The 14886-nt window shown below is 56.9% G+C and carries 16 protein-coding genes, 1 tRNA gene and 1 pseudogene; 13 read left to right on the plus strand and 5 right to left on the minus strand.

The window, feature by feature from the left end; translation table 11 throughout:
* Nucleotides 1-35 precede the first annotated feature (35 nt).
* Both HX817_RS09195 and HX817_RS09200 read left to right on the plus strand, forming a co-directional pair.
* Nucleotides 36-506 (plus strand): helix-turn-helix domain-containing protein, encoded by a 471-nt coding sequence (locus tag HX817_RS09195; protein WP_177021397.1) that lies wholly within the window; start codon nt 36-38, stop codon nt 504-506.
* Nucleotides 503-1078: a PIN domain-containing protein gene (locus HX817_RS09200; protein WP_177040140.1), complete on the plus strand. Its 576-nt coding sequence runs from the start codon at nt 503-505 to the stop codon at nt 1076-1078. The genes HX817_RS09195 and HX817_RS09200 overlap by 4 nt, the downstream gene beginning before the upstream one ends.
* Before the next feature lie 114 nt (nt 1079-1192).
* On the opposite strand, the gene HX817_RS09205 is transcribed toward HX817_RS09200, so the two are convergent.
* Nucleotides 1193-1417, minus strand: a complete 225-nt coding sequence (locus HX817_RS09205; protein ID WP_177020404.1) for a hypothetical protein — start codon at nt 1415-1417, stop codon at nt 1193-1195.
* A gap of 367 nt (nt 1418-1784) precedes the next feature.
* Between HX817_RS09205 and HX817_RS09210 the strand changes: the two genes are divergently transcribed.
* On the plus strand, nt 1785-3539 hold the full coding sequence (locus HX817_RS09210; protein ID WP_177020405.1) for a hypothetical protein: 1755 nt from the start codon (nt 1785-1787) through the stop codon (nt 3537-3539).
* A gap of 105 nt (nt 3540-3644) precedes the next feature.
* Here HX817_RS09210 and HX817_RS09215 read toward each other — a convergent pair.
* A pseudogene (locus HX817_RS09215) lies at nt 3645-4014 on the minus strand (PH domain-containing protein).
* Nucleotides 4015-4171: 157 nt separating this feature from the next.
* Between HX817_RS09215 and HX817_RS09220 the strand changes: the two are divergent.
* A complete protein-coding gene (locus HX817_RS09220; RefSeq protein ID WP_177040141.1) occupies nt 4172-4807 on the plus strand; it encodes a LysE family translocator in 636 nt (211 codons plus the stop codon).
* Nucleotides 4808-4815: 8 nt separating this feature from the next.
* Here HX817_RS09220 and HX817_RS09225 read toward each other — a convergent pair whose 3' ends face one another.
* Both HX817_RS09225 and HX817_RS09230 read right to left on the minus strand, forming a co-directional pair.
* A complete protein-coding gene (locus HX817_RS09225; protein WP_177040142.1) occupies nt 4816-5145 on the minus strand; it encodes a hypothetical protein in 330 nt (109 codons plus the stop codon).
* 94 nt (nt 5146-5239) lie between these two features.
* Nucleotides 5240-5324, minus strand: a tRNA-Leu gene (locus HX817_RS09230).
* Nucleotides 5325-5432: 108 nt separating this feature from the next.
* Between HX817_RS09230 and queA the strand changes: the two genes are divergently transcribed.
* The 6 genes from queA to HX817_RS09260 all read left to right on the plus strand — a co-directional run bounded on the left by queA (nt 5433) and on the right by HX817_RS09260 (nt 11512).
* Nucleotides 5433-6482 (plus strand): tRNA preQ1(34) S-adenosylmethionine ribosyltransferase-isomerase QueA, encoded by a 1050-nt coding sequence (queA, locus tag HX817_RS09235; RefSeq protein ID WP_003210316.1) that lies wholly within the window; start codon nt 5433-5435, stop codon nt 6480-6482.
* Between the two features lie 5 nt (nt 6483-6487).
* The gene (tgt, locus tag HX817_RS09240) at nt 6488-7603 is read left to right on the plus strand and encodes a tRNA guanosine(34) transglycosylase Tgt (protein WP_166742186.1); all 1116 of its coding nucleotides are present in this window, start codon (nt 6488-6490) and stop codon (nt 7601-7603) included.
* A 43-nt stretch (nt 7604-7646) separates the two neighbouring features.
* Nucleotides 7647-7985 (plus strand): preprotein translocase subunit YajC, encoded by a 339-nt coding sequence (gene yajC, locus HX817_RS09245; RefSeq protein ID WP_003175975.1) that lies wholly within the window; start codon nt 7647-7649, stop codon nt 7983-7985.
* A 62-nt stretch (nt 7986-8047) separates the two neighbouring features.
* A complete protein-coding gene (gene secD, locus HX817_RS09250) occupies nt 8048-9916 on the plus strand; it encodes a protein translocase subunit SecD (RefSeq protein WP_003210312.1) in 1869 nt (622 codons plus the stop codon).
* 9 nt (nt 9917-9925) lie between these two features.
* A complete protein-coding gene (gene secF / locus HX817_RS09255; RefSeq protein WP_003210311.1) occupies nt 9926-10840 on the plus strand; it encodes a protein translocase subunit SecF in 915 nt (304 codons plus the stop codon).
* 123 nt (nt 10841-10963) lie between these two features.
* The gene (locus HX817_RS09260) at nt 10964-11512 is read left to right on the plus strand and encodes a glycine zipper 2TM domain-containing protein (protein WP_003210309.1); all 549 of its coding nucleotides are present in this window, start codon (nt 10964-10966) and stop codon (nt 11510-11512) included.
* 51 nt (nt 11513-11563) lie between these two features.
* On the opposite strand, the gene suhB is transcribed toward HX817_RS09260, so the two are convergent.
* Nucleotides 11564-12379 carry an inositol-phosphate phosphatase gene (gene suhB / locus HX817_RS09265; RefSeq protein WP_003175971.1) on the minus strand — a complete coding sequence of 272 codons (816 nt, stop codon included), beginning with the start codon at nt 12377-12379 and terminating at the stop codon, nt 11564-11566.
* Nucleotides 12380-12524: 145 nt separating this feature from the next.
* Here suhB and trmJ point away from each other — a divergent pair, with 145 nt between their 5' ends.
* From trmJ to iscR, 3 genes are all read left to right on the plus strand, one after another.
* The gene (trmJ, locus tag HX817_RS09270; RefSeq protein ID WP_003210307.1) at nt 12525-13295 is read left to right on the plus strand and encodes a tRNA (cytosine(32)/uridine(32)-2'-O)-methyltransferase TrmJ; all 771 of its coding nucleotides are present in this window, start codon (nt 12525-12527) and stop codon (nt 13293-13295) included.
* A gap of 2 nt (nt 13296-13297) precedes the next feature.
* Complete coding sequence (cysE, locus tag HX817_RS09275) at nt 13298-14083, plus strand: serine O-acetyltransferase (RefSeq protein WP_008438291.1); 786 nt, start codon at nt 13298-13300, stop codon at nt 14081-14083.
* 302 nt (nt 14084-14385) lie between these two features.
* A complete protein-coding gene (iscR, locus tag HX817_RS09280; RefSeq protein ID WP_177027913.1) occupies nt 14386-14877 on the plus strand; it encodes a Fe-S cluster assembly transcriptional regulator IscR in 492 nt (163 codons plus the stop codon).
* Nucleotides 14878-14886: the final 9 nt, after the last annotated feature.

The raw sequence follows: 14886 nt of genomic DNA on the forward strand, positions 1-14886 counted from the left end.
CTCTCACTCAGTTGAGTATTTGCCGGAGCGAAATCATGATTGCCAGCCATCTCCCCAAAACCGTCCTGCCGTTGGAAAAGGAAGTCGAAGCCGCCGTACAAGGCCAGCGAGCGTTGGCGTCTCTACTATCGACCAAGTTTGAGACCCAGCGTATCGACATTTTCGACAAGGAAGACAAGCCTCATACGCTGGTGCTACCTACCTCAGCGCTGCGCCTGCTGGTCGATATTTTGGGTGAGTTGGCCATTGGTAATGCCGTAAAGGTTGTGCCCGTCCACGCTGAACTGACTTCCCAGGAAGCTGCCGACATGCTCAATGTGTCGCGACCGCATTTGGTCAAGATGCTGGAAGAGGGCGCTATTCCATTCACCAAAACCGGACGGCATCGGCGGATACGGTTTTCTGATTTGATGGCGTTCAAGCAGCGGCGTGAGGATGAAAGTCAGGAGGCGATGGATGCGTTGGCGCAGCAGGCGCAGGAGTTGGGAATGGGGTATGAGGGATGAGGTGTTCGCCTTTTACTGCGGTATACGACGCCTGTGTTCTCTACCCTGCGCCACTCAGGGACTTGCTTATGTGGCTTGGCCTTTCGGGGCTTTTTCGAGCGCGATGGACTAATCAGATTCATGAAGAGTGGAAGCGAAATGTGCTCAAGAATCGGCCTGACTTAACGGCAGCTCAAATGGATTGCACTTCGGCGCTGATGGACATGGCGATACCGGATGCTCTGGTGACGGGGTACGAGGATCTTTGTTCGAGCCTGGATTTGCCTGATCCTGATGATCGTCATGTGCTCGCGGCGGCGATCAGGAGTAAAGCCGAGGTTATCGTGACCTTCAATTTGAAGGATTTTCCAGCGCGGGTGTTGGACGCGTACGACATTGAAGCGATGCACCCGGATGACTTTGTTTCGGATCTTTGGGATTTGGATCAGGCAGCTGTGTTGGCTGCGGCGCAGAAGCAAAGGCGATCGCTGAAGAGGCCGCCGATGGATGCGGGGAATTACCTGGAGATGTTGATGCGGCAGGGGTTGGTGCAGACGACTAAGTTTCTTGGGCCTTATGAGGTGATGTTGTAGAGATTGTGTCAGATGGGCTGCATCTGCCGGTCAGATGTTTCTTGGCATATCTGGAGTAAATAGATCTGCCCCCCTAAGTTTCTGACCCCTAAGTTTCTAATGTTGAGATTGATTTCACTCGTCACAGGCGAGGTAGAGCGACGCATTTTTTGGAAGAACCTGTGACGTGAGGTTTTCAATGACCTTGATCTGATTTGCTGTAAGCAGATAGTCGTAGACGCCGTCACTCTCTGTCTGCCAACCCATGATGGTGCGCAAATCTTCAGCTTTCACATTGAGGGAGATTTCAGCTGAAATGTTGTCGCTACTTATAGGCACAACGTATATCAAGTGCTTCACGGCTTTACTCTTTTCAAGTCATCTGTGTCTTTAGTTTCTTCACCCGTTATCAGATCGAAATTCGCCGCTTCAGCTGTTCTTCTTCGCTAATTGGATACGCGCGCTCTGTCATGGCTGCTCACTTCCCTGTACAAGGAAGCGAGCCTATGAGGGCGGAGGCGAACCTGAAATTCCCGTTGTTCGATGGTGTGCGTGGGAAAACTCACTTTCTGAATGGGTGCTCACCTCCTAATCAGGTGTAGGAAGCTTCCAGTTCGCGTGCAGGCGTCGAAAAACCGGTGTGTCGATATGCTAGGGTCATGCGCCATAACCGATAGGGATAAGGCGAGTGCCTGCCCTCAGTGGAAATTGGACAGGACGCCAGTTGATGATTTATGAAGATGTAGACCCGCAACTACTTGCCTTTTTGCATGACCCTATGGCGAACACGACTGCCCTCCCGCCAGCTGGCAAACGTCTCACCTGGCGCAGTCGAATGCTTTACAAAATACCCGCACTGCGTCGGCTGATTTGTCCCGAACAGGTTCAGGCAATACTCTGGGAGAAACTTAAGGCAAACCTGGAACAGGCCCGACAATCGCTGCCGCAGTATCTCTTCGAAGACAACACACCGCTCAACCCTAATACCGTTAACCGGTTCACAGATCAACTGGGTAGCTATTTCAGGATTGAGGTGGCGTCTGCAGGTCATGGTGCGTCATCAGCGTCGGGAAGTGATACGTACGCTGATTTTAGTAAAGCCTACACATGGGCGGCGCTTGAATATACGTGCAACAGGATTGCCGAAAACCTGCAGCTGCGAGCCGTACATAACTTATCCATCCTGAAGAATGCTAACTTGTGGTTGTGTTATTACCTCAGTGAAATCTATTTTCTCATGGGGCATGGGCTTCTGACTGCCAGGTTGGTTGGGAGCACTCTTCACATTGTACCTACCGCGAAACTACAGCGACGGATCAAGGGGTATTGGTTGGCGGAGGTTACTGAGGCTAATTCTAAAATCAGTGATACACGCACATTGTATGACATGGCGGAACTGTTGCAGAAATATGGCCGTTTGAATCCGGATTTGCGTGGGCTTCTGGTGGATCAGACTCTCGATAAATGCCTGTCAATACATTCGGAGTACTTGTCCGCCGCCATGACACGGCATCCCAAGTATCATTACTTGCGAGAAATAGTCGATTTTGCCGTTCACCTGGAGCTGCGTGTGATGTCGGGCGAACGTACAACCGATGAAGCTTACCTGAGGACTATTGTCAGTCCTGCCACGGTGGATATGATCAACAGTGCCTTGGCCGGACGCGCACCAACGTTGGACTCCGCCAGCAGTTTCATAGAATACAAGGGCGGCGTTTATGTGCGGGGAGCGCTGAACTTTAAGTATGGGTTGAGAAAATTCGTCAGGTACTTGCTAGGTACCGCAACCATCAATGGGAAAGAGGCGGACTTTGGCCAACTGCTCGGAGCCGGCTTCGAAAAAGATTACGTTTTAAATTACATTAAAAAACTCAACGATCCACGCCTGGAAGTGTTTGGGGAATTCAAGCCGGGCAATAATGCGAAAATCAAGGGGTATGATATTGATTTGGTGGTTCGGGACCTAGAGGATGATATTTATTACTTTATTCAGGTTAAATATCAATTATCGGAAATTCCAACCTATCTTTCGGAGCAGTGCCAGCTATTTCTTAATGCTAATTTTCGTACCGGCTTTGTCAGGCAGTTGGCCGTGCTAAGGGACACTATTTCCGATGAAAGTATTCGCCAGAAACTGAGCCAGCATGGCCTGGCCGGTGCTCACGCAGGTAATAGTCACTTTGTATTGTTGCACAATATCCCCTTCCTGAACTTTTATGAACTGGATGGTATTTTCTTTTATGAGTGGAATCTGCTTCGGAATATTCTACGTGATGGGCGGGTGCAGGTTCGAAAAGATCAACACATTACCGAAGAGCGAGTGTTGAGCAAACCACGGATGCATCGGCCTCAGGAGATGGTAGACGCTTACTTCAACCAGTCGCAGAGCGGAAGGCAGATGACCGAGCACTATGATGTCTATTGCAGGGCTAATACGCGCTTTGTTTTCGATGAGCTGGACGTGATCTGCAAACTGTTATGACGTCCAGTGGTTTGCCCCTGAGCGGGCGTGATTGTTTAGGTCCGATCACGGGCAAGGCTGGCTTCTTCAATGGTTTTTTCAGGTAGTCCTGAGCAGCGCATTGGTTCAAAGCATATGCCGGGAAATCACCCTCGATATCTCAACAATCGACGTCTTCCCCGTGAACTCAAACTTCACTTTCCCCACCGCCGAAAAGTAAATCTCCAACTCCGAATCCAGGTCAAAGGTCCCCGAGGTATTCCACCGAATACGCGACTATATTTTTATACGGCAGGGACGTGAAATCCTTTTTGCTGCCGGTAATTCCCTGCACGTTCACGGCGATGATGCGCTTGGTGGTGAACACCACCCCATCGCGCATGGCCTTATAGGAATCGATGACCTGCTCATCATCCAGCAGCAATGACGAAACGCGCTCGGCGTATTCGTTGTTCTGCTTGAGCTTGAAGAAGCCTTTGTTGTTGAAGTCGATCATGTGCCTTTCCTTGGGTGAGTGGTGCAGCAGATGCCGGTACCGGTGTATGACGTTTTGCTCGCGGATCTGTATCTAACGGTGTTCCTTTTATCGACCTACCATGGCGCCAACAACCCGCCGGCCATTACAAGGTTTTACGTCGTCAAGGAGCCACACCATGCCCGAACTCTCCAGCCTGCTTGCCTACGGCCTGATCTCGCTCGGCATGGTACTGACGCCCGGCCCGAACATGATTTACCTCATTTCGCGGTCGATCTGCCAGGGGCGAGTGGCCGGGCTGATTTCCCTGGGCGGCGTTGCGATGGGTTTTGTCGTCTATATGTTCTGCGCGGCATTGGGTATCACCGCGTTGGTGATGGCGGTTCCCTATGCCTACGACGCGCTGCGGCTCGGCGGGGCGCTGTATCTGGTTTACCTGGCCTGGCAGGCGGTGAAGCCGGGTGGCCGGTCGCCCTTCCAGGTGCGGGACTTGCCCAAGGACAGCCCGCGCAAGCTGTTCATGATGGGCTTTGTCACCAACCTGCTGAATCCCAAAGTGGCAGTGATGTATCTGTCGTTGCTGCCCCAGTTTATCGACCCCAACGGGCACGCCAGTGTGCTCTCGCAATCGCTGGTACTGGGCTTTACGCAGATCATGATCAGCGTGAGCGTCAACGGGCTGATCGCTCTGATGGTGGGCTCGATCGCGGGGTTCTTCATCCGCAAACCGGTCTGGCAAACCGTACAGCGCTGGTTGATGGGCTCGGTGCTGATGGGCCTGGCTGTACGCATGGCGGTCGAAGGGCGGCGGTAAGTCGCGCATTACAGGATGGCTTTCAGGTAATCCTTGAGTGCGTTGAGCGGGGCATCGAGTGCTTCGAGTGTCGTCGCTTGGCGTACATCCAGCGCAAGCCGTTGCAGCTCGCGGCCCATCACGGTGTGCGCACCGCCCAGGGATTCGAGGGCCAATGCCAGGCACTCGTCGATCTTATGCTGGATGGCGTTCATATCGCCCTTGCGCACCAGCAAGCCAAACACCTCCCGCTCATAGCCGTCCATGACCAGGTCGTCCCGCAGAATCGGGCTCGCGCCTTCGGTCTCATGCACCAGCTTGAGCGCAAAAAGCGCTACAGCTTCCAGCGTCTGTTCCATGGCCAAGGTTCCTCTTTTCTCGCGTTCGCCCGCCCATCATCACTTTCCTGCAGGCGAAAAAAAAGACCTTGAATTTCAAGGTCTTTTTTTAAGATGGTGCCCCGAGGGAGACTCGAACTCCCACTCCTTTCGAAAACGGATTTTGAATCCGCCGCGTCTACCAATTCCGCCATCAGGGCTCAATGGCGGCGAAGTATAGAGATGAGATTACCGTTGGTCAATCACGTTTCATGGTCAATTTTCACTATTTCCGCTAGACTTCCCGGCCCTGCTAGACGAACCCCATCATGCGCGTTGCTGACTTTACTTTTGAGCTCCCTGATTCGCTGATCGCTCGCCATCCTTTGGCCGAGCGTCGCGCCAGTCGACTGCTGACCCTGGACGGGGTCAGCGGTGCCCTCGCACACCGTCAATTCACTGATTTGCTTGAGCATTTACGCCCAGGCGACTTGATGGTTTTCAACAATACCCGGGTGATTCCGGCTCGCCTTTTTGGCCAGAAAGCATCCGGCGGCAAGCTGGAAATTCTGGTGGAGCGGGTGCTGGACAGCCATCGCGTGCTGGCCCATGTGCGCTCCAGCAAGTCGCCGAAACCGGGTTCGAAGATCCTTATCGATGGCGGTGGCGAAGCAGAAATGCTGGCCCGTCATGATGCGTTGTTCGAGCTTGGGTTTGCCGAGGAAGTGTTGCCGCTGCTGGAACGCGTCGGCCATATGCCGTTGCCTCCTTATATAGACCGCCCGGATGAAGACTCGGACCGCGAGCGTTATCAGACGGTGTATTCCCAGCGCCTGGGCGCGGTGGCTGCACCGACGGCGGGGCTGCATTTCGACCAGCCGCTGCTGGATGCGATTGCCGCCAAAGGCGTTGAAACGGCCTATGTGACCCTGCACGTGGGGGCCGGCACGTTTCAGCCGGTGCGTGTGGATAACATCGAAGACCACCATATGCACAGCGAGTGGCTGGAAGTCAGCCAGGACGTCGTGGATGCGGTTGACGCGTGCAAGGCGCGCGGCGGGCGGGTGGTGGCGGTCGGTACGACCAGCGTGCGCTCGCTGGAAAGCGCGGCGCGCGATGGCGTGCTCAAGCCGTTCAGTGGCGACACAGACATCTTTATCTACCCGGGCCGGCCGTTTCATGTGGTCGATGCCCTGGTGACCAATTTCCACTTGCCGGAATCCACGCTGTTGATGCTGGTGTCGGCATTTGCCGGTTATCCCGAGACCATGGCCGCTTATCAAGCCGCCATCGATAACGGATACCGTTTTTTCAGCTACGGTGATGCGATGTTTATCACCCGTAATCCGGCGCCGCGCGGCCCAGAGGAACAATCATGAGTCGTATGTCGTTTGAATTGCTGGCCACGGATGGTAAAGCTCGCCGCGGCCGTTTGACTTTCCCTCGCGGTACCGTCGAGACCCCGGCCTTTATGCCGGTCGGTACCTACGGCACGGTAAAAGGCATGCTGCCGCGTGACATCGTCGCCACGGGCGCCGAGATCATCCTCGGCAACACCTTCCACCTGTGGCTGCGCCCGGGCACCGAAGTGATCAAGAAGCATGGCGACCTGCATGACTTCATGAAGTGGCAAGGCCCGATCCTCACTGACTCCGGTGGTTTCCAGGTGTTCAGCCTGGGCGCCATGCGCAAGATCAAGGAGGAGGGCGTGACCTTCGCCTCCCCGGTGGACGGCGCCAAAGTGTTCATGGGCCCGGAAGAGTCGATGCAGGTGCAACGTGACCTGGGCTCCGACATCGTGATGATTTTCGACGAGTGCACGCCGTACCCGGCCGATGAAGACGTCGCGCGGATTTCCATGGAACTGTCGTTGCGTTGGGCCCAGCGCTCGAAAAACGCCCATGGCGATAACACCGCTGCCCTGTTCGGTATCGTGCAGGGCGGCATGCATGAAAGCTTGCGCAAGCGCTCGCTGGACGGCCTGGACAAGATCGGCTTCGACGGCTTGGCCATCGGCGGCCTGTCGGTGGGCGAGCCCAAGCACGAGATGATCAAGGTGCTGGATTACCTGCCGGGCCTGATGCCGGCTGACAAACCTCGTTACCTTATGGGCGTTGGCAAACCGGAGGATCTCGTAGAGGGTGTGCGCCGCGGTGTGGACATGTTCGATTGCGTGATGCCAACCCGTAATGCCCGCAATGGGCATCTGTTCATCGATACAGGCGTGCTGAAGATCCGTAACGCGTTCCATCGCCATGATGAATCGCCGCTGGATCCTACCTGTGACTGCTACACCTGCCAGAACTTCTCGCGCGCTTATCTGCACCATCTGGACAAGTGTGGGGAAATGCTGGGTAGCATGTTGAATACCATCCACAATTTGCGTCACTACCAAGTCCTGATGGCTGGTTTGCGCGAGGCTATTCAACAGGGTACATTGGCCGCCTTCGTCGATGCCTTCTATGCCAAGCGCGGGCTGCCTGTGCCGCCCTTGGACTGAGTTTTCCGACCCTAAGATTCACTATTTGCAACTGGAGTGCTAAATGAGCTTTTTTATCTCTAATGCCATGGCTGATGCCGCTGCACCGGCCGCTGCCGGTCCTATGGGCGGTGGTTTTGAGTGGATTTTCCTGGTCGGCTTCCTGGTCATCTTCTACCTGATGATCTGGCGTCCACAGGCCAAGCGCGCCAAAGAGCAGAAGAACCTGCTGGGCAGCTTGCAGAAAGGCGACGAAGTCGTGACCACTGGCGGCATCGCCGGCAAGATCACTAAAGTGTCCGACGCTTTCGTGGTTCTGGAAGTCTCCGACACCGTAGAAATGAAGTTCCAGAAGGGCGCCATCGCTGCCACGCTGCCAAAAGGCACGCTCAAAGCGATCTAAGTAACAACCTTTACCAATCGACGGGGCGCGCAAGGCGCCCCGCGTTATAAGCGGGCGGCGTGATGCTGAACAAATACCCTCTGTGGAAATACGTACTGATCCTGGCGGTGCTGGCGATCGGTTTTATTTATTCCGCTCCCAATCTCTATCCTGATGACCCGGCTATCCAGATCACTGGCGCCAGCACTGCGCTGCAGGTCAATCAGGCTGATCTGGACCGTGCGAGCAAAGCGCTCACCGACGCGGGTATCCAGGTTAAAGCGGCAAGTTTGGCTGCTGATGCGAAGGGCGGCTTGTTGCGCCTGACCAAGCAAGAAGACCAATTGCCGGCAAAAGACGTTGTGCGCAAGGTCATGGGTGATGACTACGTCGTCGCACTGAACCTGGCACAGACCACGCCAAAATGGCTGCGCGCGATCGGCGCACACCCGATGAAGCTGGGTCTGGACTTGTCCGGTGGTGTGCACTTCCTGCTGGAAGTGGACATGGATAAGGCCCTCGACGCTCGCCTGAAAGTCTACGAAGGCGATGTGAAGAGCCTGCTGCGTAAAGAGCGCCTGCGTTATCGCAGCCTGCCGCAGCTCAACGGTGCCATCCAGCTGGGCTTTGCTGACGAAGCAACCCGCGAACAGGCCCGTGCGCTGATCCGCAAGAACTTCAACGATTTCGACATTGTTCCGGCCGACCTCAATGGTCAGGCGGTACTGCGTCTGGCGATGACCCCGGCCAAGCTGGCGGAAATCCGTGAATACTCGATCAAGCAGAACTTGACCACGGTACGTAACCGCGTCAACGAGCTGGGTGTGGCCGAGCCGATCGTTCAGCGCCAGGGTGCCAACCGCATCGTGGTTGAACTGCCGGGCGTGCAGGACACCGCTGAAGCCAAGCGTATCCTGGGTAAAACAGCCAACCTGGAATTCCGCCTGGCGGCTGAGCCGGGTGCTACCCGTGCTACTGCAGAAGAGTTCGAGTTCCGTGAAGGCAATCGTCCACCTGCACTGATCGAGCGTGGCTTGATCATTACGGGTGACCAGGTGACCGACGCCAAGGCTGGTTTCGGCGAGCACGGTACGCCTGAAGTGAACATCCGCCTGGATGGCCACGGCGGCGAACTGATGAGCCGCGCAACCCGCAGCAACGTCGGTCGCAGCATGGCGGTGATCTTCATCGAGCAGCGTCCTGTCACCACCTACACCAAGCAAGTGGTCGACGGCGTCGAGAAAGACGTACCGGTACAGACCTTTAAAGAAGAGAAGAAGATCATCAGCCTGGCGACCATCCAGTCGCCGCTGGGTGCTCAATTCCGCATCACCGGCCTGAACGGCCAGGGTGAGTCATCCGAACTGGCGCTGCTGCTGCGTGCCGGTGGCCTGGCCGCCCCGATGTACTTCGCTGAAGAACGTACCATCGGCCCGAGCCTGGGTGCTGACAACATCACCAAGGGTATCGACGCTGCTCTGTGGGGCATGCTGTTCGTCTCCCTGTTCATCATCGCCATCTATCGCTTCTTCGGCGTCATCGCCACCGTCGCGCTGGCGGGCAACATGGTGATGCTGCTGGCCCTGATGTCGCTGCTGGGTGCAACGCTGACCCTGCCAGGTATCGCCGGTATCGTACTCACCATGGGTATGGCGGTTGACGCCAACGTACTGATCTTCTCGCGGATTCGTGAAGAGATTGCTGCGGGCATGACCGTGCAACGGGCAATCAACGAAGGCTTCGGCCGGGCATTTACTGCAATTCTCGACTCCAACCTGACCACCCTGTTGGTCGGCGGGATTCTCTTTGCCATGGGCACAGGCCCGGTCAAAGGTTTTGCGGTGACCATGTCCCTCGGTATCTTTACCTCGATGTTCACGGCCATCATGGTGACCCGCGCAATGGTCAACCTGATCTTTGGCGGACGTGACTTCAAGAAGTTGTGGATTTAAGGGGCTGCCATGTTACGTACAATCAACTTCATGGGCGTTCGCAACGTTGCGTTCGGCTTCACCATGCTCCTTACCGTTCTGGCGTTGTTCAGCTGGTTCCATAAGGGCCTGAACTACGGTCTGGACTTCACCGGCGGTACGCTCATCGAGCTGACCTACGAGAAGCCGGCCGACGTTAGCCTGGTGCGCAACGAGCTGGTCAAGGCCGGCTATCACGAAGCCATCGTCCAGAGCTTTGGTGCAACCACTGACCTGCTGGTGCGTATGCCGGGCGAAGACCCGCAACTGGGTCACCAGGTAGCCGAGGCCTTGCAGAAGGTCGGCGGCGACAACCCGGCGTCGGTCAAGCGCGTCGAGTTCGTGGGCCCGCAGGTAGGTGAAGAACTGCGTGACCAAGGCGGCCTCGGCATGCTGATGGCGCTGGTCGGCATCATGATCTACCTGGCTTTCCGCTTTCAGTGGAAGTTCGGTGTCGGCGCCATTGTGTCGCTGATCCACGACGTGATCGTGACCGTGGGTATCCTGGCCTACTTCCAGATCACCTTCGACCTGACGGTATTGGCGGCGGTGCTGGCAATCATTGGCTACTCCCTCAACGACACCATCGTGGTATTCGACCGGGTTCGTGAGAACTTCCGGGTGCTGCGCAAGGCGACGTTGATCGAGAACATCAACATCTCCACCACCCAGACCCTGCTGCGCACCATGGCGACTTCGATCTCCACCTTGCTGGCGATTGCCGCACTGATGGTGTTCGGTGGCGACAACCTGTGGGGCTTCTCGCTGTCGCTGTTCATCGGCGTGCTGGCGGGTACCTACTCGTCGATCTACATCGCCAACGTGGTACTGATCTGGCTGAACCTCAACAGCGAAGACTTGATCCCTCCTGCCAGCACCGGCAAGGAGGTCGACGACCGCCCTTGATGGGTGATTGTTGATCTGCTGTTACAAATAAGGCGCGAGTATTGAACTCGCGCCTTTTTTTTTGCTCCAAGGCTGGGTATAGCGCGGATCGTTCGGTCCGTTTGTGATGGTCAGGAGGTTCACGTGAACAAGTCGTTACTGGTTGGTGCGGTATTGGGTGCTGTCGGTGTGACTGCCGGGGGTGCTGTTGCCACCTACAGCCTGGTAAAAAGCGGCCCTGAGTATGCGCAAGTGCTGGCGGTGCAGCCGGTGAAAACCCAGATTAAAACCCCGCGTGAAGTCTGCAAGGATGTTGCCGTAACCCGGCAGAAACCTGTGCAGGATCAGCATCAGATCGTCGGTACGGTGGTCGGTGCGCTGGCGGGCGGCCTGTTGGGTAATCAGGTCGGCGGCGGTAATGGCAAGAAGCTGGCCACCGTGGCCGGTGCGGTCGGTGGCGGTTACGCTGGTAACAAGGTTCAGGAAGGCATGCAGAACCGCGATACCTACACCACCACGCAAACTCGTTGTAATACCGTTAATGACATCAGCGACAAGGTTGTCGGGTACGACGTACGTTACACCCTGGACGGCAAGGAAGGCTCCGTGCGCATGGATCGTGATCCAGGCAACCAGATCCCCGTCGACAAGGAAGGGCGCCTGGTTATCGGTCAGAACCAGCCGCAGCAGTAATCCCAGGTATAAAAAAAGCACCCCGAGGGGTGCTTTTTTGTGCTCGCTCGCTTAGCGCTTCAGCGAAGCCGGCAGGTGCGGCTGGATCGCCGTCAGGACTGCCTTGAAGCATTTGGTGTTGCCGGCAACCACGTGACCCTTCTCCAGGAAGTCGTGACCACCGGTGAAGTCGCTCACCAGGCCGCCCGCTTCTTGAATCAGCAGTGCGCCTGCAGCCATGTCCCACTCGGACAGGCCCGACTCCCAGAACGCATCAAAACGACCGGCAGCGACATACGCCAGGTCCAGGCTGGCTGCGCCGGCGCGACGGATGCCGGCGGTCTGGCCAACCAGGGCGCGGAACATGCCCAGGTAGTTTTCCAGGTTGTCCATCTGGTCGTCACGGAATGGGAAGCCGGTACCCAGCAGGGCGCCGTCGAGGCTGGTGCGACCGCTGACGCGCAGGCGGCGACCGTTCAACTGGGCGCCACGGCCACGGCTGGCGGTGAATTCTTCCTGGCGAACCGGGTCCAGCACAACGGCGTGTTCCAGGCGGCCACGGTATTTGCAGGCAATGCTCACGGCAAAGTGCGGGATACCGCGCAGGAAGTTGGTGGTGCCATCCAGTGGGTCGATGATCCACAGGTAGTCTTCGCCTTCGCCGCTACCTTTGTGCAGGCCGGTTTCTTCACCGAGGATGCCGTGGGTAGGGTAGGCCTTGCGCAGCGCGTCGATGATTTTCTGCTCGGCGGCGCGATCCACCTCGGATACGTAATCCTTGGCGTCTTTTTCGTCGACCTTGATGGTATCCAGGCGCTCGATGGAGCGGAAGATCAATTCACTGGCGCTGCGGGCGGCGCGCAGCGCGATATTCAGCATGGGCTGCATGGATGTGTCACCTAAGGTTGTTAAAGAAAGCCGAGCATTCTAGCAGAAACTTTCTTCAGGTGAAGGACGACGTTACCTTTCATGGCATAACCTTAGGCTGTTCTGTAAGATTTGCTCCCCTTTCCCGTGTCCGAGAGCGCCTCCCTTGCTGCAAAACATCCGTGTCGTCCTCGTCAATACCAGTCATCCCGGCAATATCGGCGGCGTGGCGCGAGCCATGAAGAACATGGGGCTGACGCGCCTGGTGCTGGTGGAGCCGCGGGTGTTCCCGCACCACGAGGCCGATGCGCGCGCGTCCGGCGCCAATGACATCCTCGAAAAAGCCCAGGTCGTTGCCACCCTGGAAGACGCCCTGGTCGGCTGCAACCTGGTGCTCGGCACCAGCGCTCGCGACCGTCGCATCCCCTGGCCGCTGCTGGATCCTCGCGAATGCGGGACCAAAGTCGTGGAAGAGGCCGCCGGCGGCGCTGAAATCGCCTTGGTATTCGGCCGTGAAGACTCCGGCCTGACCAATGAAGAGCTGCAGCGATGTCATTATCACGTGCACATCCCATCAGACCCCGAGTTCAGTTCGCTGAACCTCGGGGCAGCGGTGCAGGTGTTGAGCTATGAAGTGCGCATGGCCTGGCTGGCCGCTGAAGGCCAGCCAAGCAAGGTTGAAAAGGATGAGGTTGCATCGACCAAGAGTGGCGAACTGGCCACCATGGACGAGCTGGAGCGATTCTATGAGCACCTGGAGCAAACCCTGGTGGCCATCGAGTTCCTCGATCCGGAAAAACCGCGGCACTTGATGGCGCGCCTGCGTCGGTTGTACGGACGCAGCTCGGTCAGCCGAGCGGAAATGAATATATTGCGTGGCATCCTCACGGAAACCCAGAAAGCGGCCCGTGGCGAGCTTCTTAAGCGGAAGGATTAAAAATGTTCGAGCGTTTGCGAGAAGATATCCAGAGTGTTTTCCACCGTGACCCGGCGGCGCGCAATGCCTTTGAAGTGCTGACCTGCTACCCGGGCATGCACGCGATCTGGATCCATCGCCTGTCCGGCGCCTTGTGGGGCATGGGCTGGAAATGGCTGGCGCGGCTGGTATCGAACTTCGGCCGTTGGTTGACCGGGATTGAGATTCATCCGGGCGCCAAGGTCGGCCGTCGTTTCTTTATCGACCACGGCATGGGCATCGTTATTGGCGAGACCGCCGAGATTGGTGATGACGTGACCCTGTACCAGGGCGTGACCCTGGGCGGCACAACCTGGAACAAAGGCAAGCGCCACCCTACGCTGGAAGATGGCGTTGTAGTAGGGGCGGGCGCGAAGGTGCTCGGTCCGTTTACCGTGGGTGCGGGCGCCAAGGTCGGCTCCAATGCTGTGGTGACCAAGGCTGTACCGCCTGGCGCAACGGTTGTCGGTATTCCGGGGCGGATCATCGTCAAGCCGGAAGTGGGTGATGAGCAGGAAGCGAAGCGCAAGGCCATGGCCGAGAAGATCGGCTTCGATGCCTATGGCGTCAGCGAAGACATGCCTGACCCGGTAGCGCGTGCCATCGGTCAGTTGCTGGATCACCTGCAAGCGGTGGACGGCAAGCTGGACGGTATGTGCGGTGCCCTGAAAGACCTCGGCAGCAGCTACTGCGCCAAGGATCTGCCTGAGCTGCGCAAGGAAGACTTCGCCGAGATCAAGGACGAAAGTGCCGCCACCAAGGCTGGCTGAAGTCTCGCAATCACTGCAAAACCCATGTGGGAGCGGGCTTGCTCGCGAAAGCTGCGCGTCAGTCACCGAATATATTGACTGAATCACCGCATTCGCGAGCAAGCCCGCTCCCACATTTTGACCTTCATTAGTCCCGAATTCCCGCTTGGCCCTGTTCCCGCTGGTCCATCCCGTCCCGCCCTGCTATGATTCGCGCGCCCTTTTTACGGGTATTCCTGACTAAAGTACTAGGTCTTATAGTTGACTTAAATACTCGGGAATCGCATACTTGCTCCCATTCTGAAACACCTTGGTACTTGTCCATGAGACTGACTACAAAAGGCCGATACGCGGTGACCGCCATGCTTGACCTGGCCTTGCACGCGCAAAATGGGCCGGTGTCCCTGGCCGATATCTCCGAGCGCCAAGGCATTTCCCTGTCCTACCTCGAGCAGTTGTTCGCCAAGTTGCGCCGCAGCAATCTGGTTTCCAGCGTTCGTGGTCCAGGCGGCGGCTATCAATTGTCCCGCGAGATGCAGGGCATCCAGGTCGCCCAGGTGATCGACGCGGTGAACGAATCCGTCGATGCCACCAAATGCCAGGGCCTGGGTGATTGCCACGCAGGCGACACCTGCCTTACGCACCACTTGTGGTGTGACCTGAGCCTGCAGATCCATGAGTTTTTGAGTGGTATCAGCTTGGCTGATCTTGTGACTCGCCGTGAGGTGCAAGAAGTAGCCCAGCGTCAGGACCAGCGCCGTTGCAACACCAAGGCGCCGCGTCTGGACAAGATTGAAGCGTCCGCCGTCGAGTGACAGCCGAAG

This window comes from Pseudomonas sp. C6002 (genome assembly GCF_013385805.1).
Classification (GTDB): Bacteria; Pseudomonadota; Gammaproteobacteria; order Pseudomonadales; family Pseudomonadaceae; genus Aquipseudomonas.

Bases quoted from the DNA above. Each gene is read 5' to 3' on its own strand.
- HX817_RS09195 (WP_177021397.1), top strand. From the start codon at position 36: ATGATTGCCAGCCATCTCCCCAAAACCGTCCTGCCGTTGGAAAAGGAA.
- HX817_RS09200 (WP_177040140.1), top strand. From the start codon at position 503: ATGAGGTGTTCGCCTTTTACTGCGGTATACGACGCCTGTGTTCTCTAC.
- HX817_RS09210 (WP_177020405.1), top strand. From the start codon at position 1,785: ATGATTTATGAAGATGTAGACCCGCAACTACTTGCCTTTTTGCATGAC.
- HX817_RS09220 (WP_177040141.1), top strand. From the start codon at position 4,172: ATGCCCGAACTCTCCAGCCTGCTTGCCTACGGCCTGATCTCGCTCGGC.
- HX817_RS09225 (WP_177040142.1), bottom strand. From the start codon at position 5,145: ATGGAACAGACGCTGGAAGCTGTAGCGCTTTTTGCGCTCAAGCTGGTG.
- queA (WP_003210316.1), top strand. From the start codon at position 5,433: ATGCGCGTTGCTGACTTTACTTTTGAGCTCCCTGATTCGCTGATCGCT.
- tgt (WP_166742186.1), top strand. From the start codon at position 6,488: ATGTCGTTTGAATTGCTGGCCACGGATGGTAAAGCTCGCCGCGGCCGT.
- yajC (WP_003175975.1), top strand. From the start codon at position 7,647: ATGAGCTTTTTTATCTCTAATGCCATGGCTGATGCCGCTGCACCGGCC.
- secD (WP_003210312.1), top strand. From the start codon at position 8,048: ATGCTGAACAAATACCCTCTGTGGAAATACGTACTGATCCTGGCGGTG.
- secF (WP_003210311.1), top strand. From the start codon at position 9,926: ATGTTACGTACAATCAACTTCATGGGCGTTCGCAACGTTGCGTTCGGC.
- suhB (WP_003175971.1), bottom strand. From the start codon at position 12,379: ATGCAGCCCATGCTGAATATCGCGCTGCGCGCCGCCCGCAGCGCCAGT.
- cysE (WP_008438291.1), top strand. From the start codon at position 13,298: ATGTTCGAGCGTTTGCGAGAAGATATCCAGAGTGTTTTCCACCGTGAC.
- iscR (WP_177027913.1), top strand. From the start codon at position 14,386: ATGAGACTGACTACAAAAGGCCGATACGCGGTGACCGCCATGCTTGAC.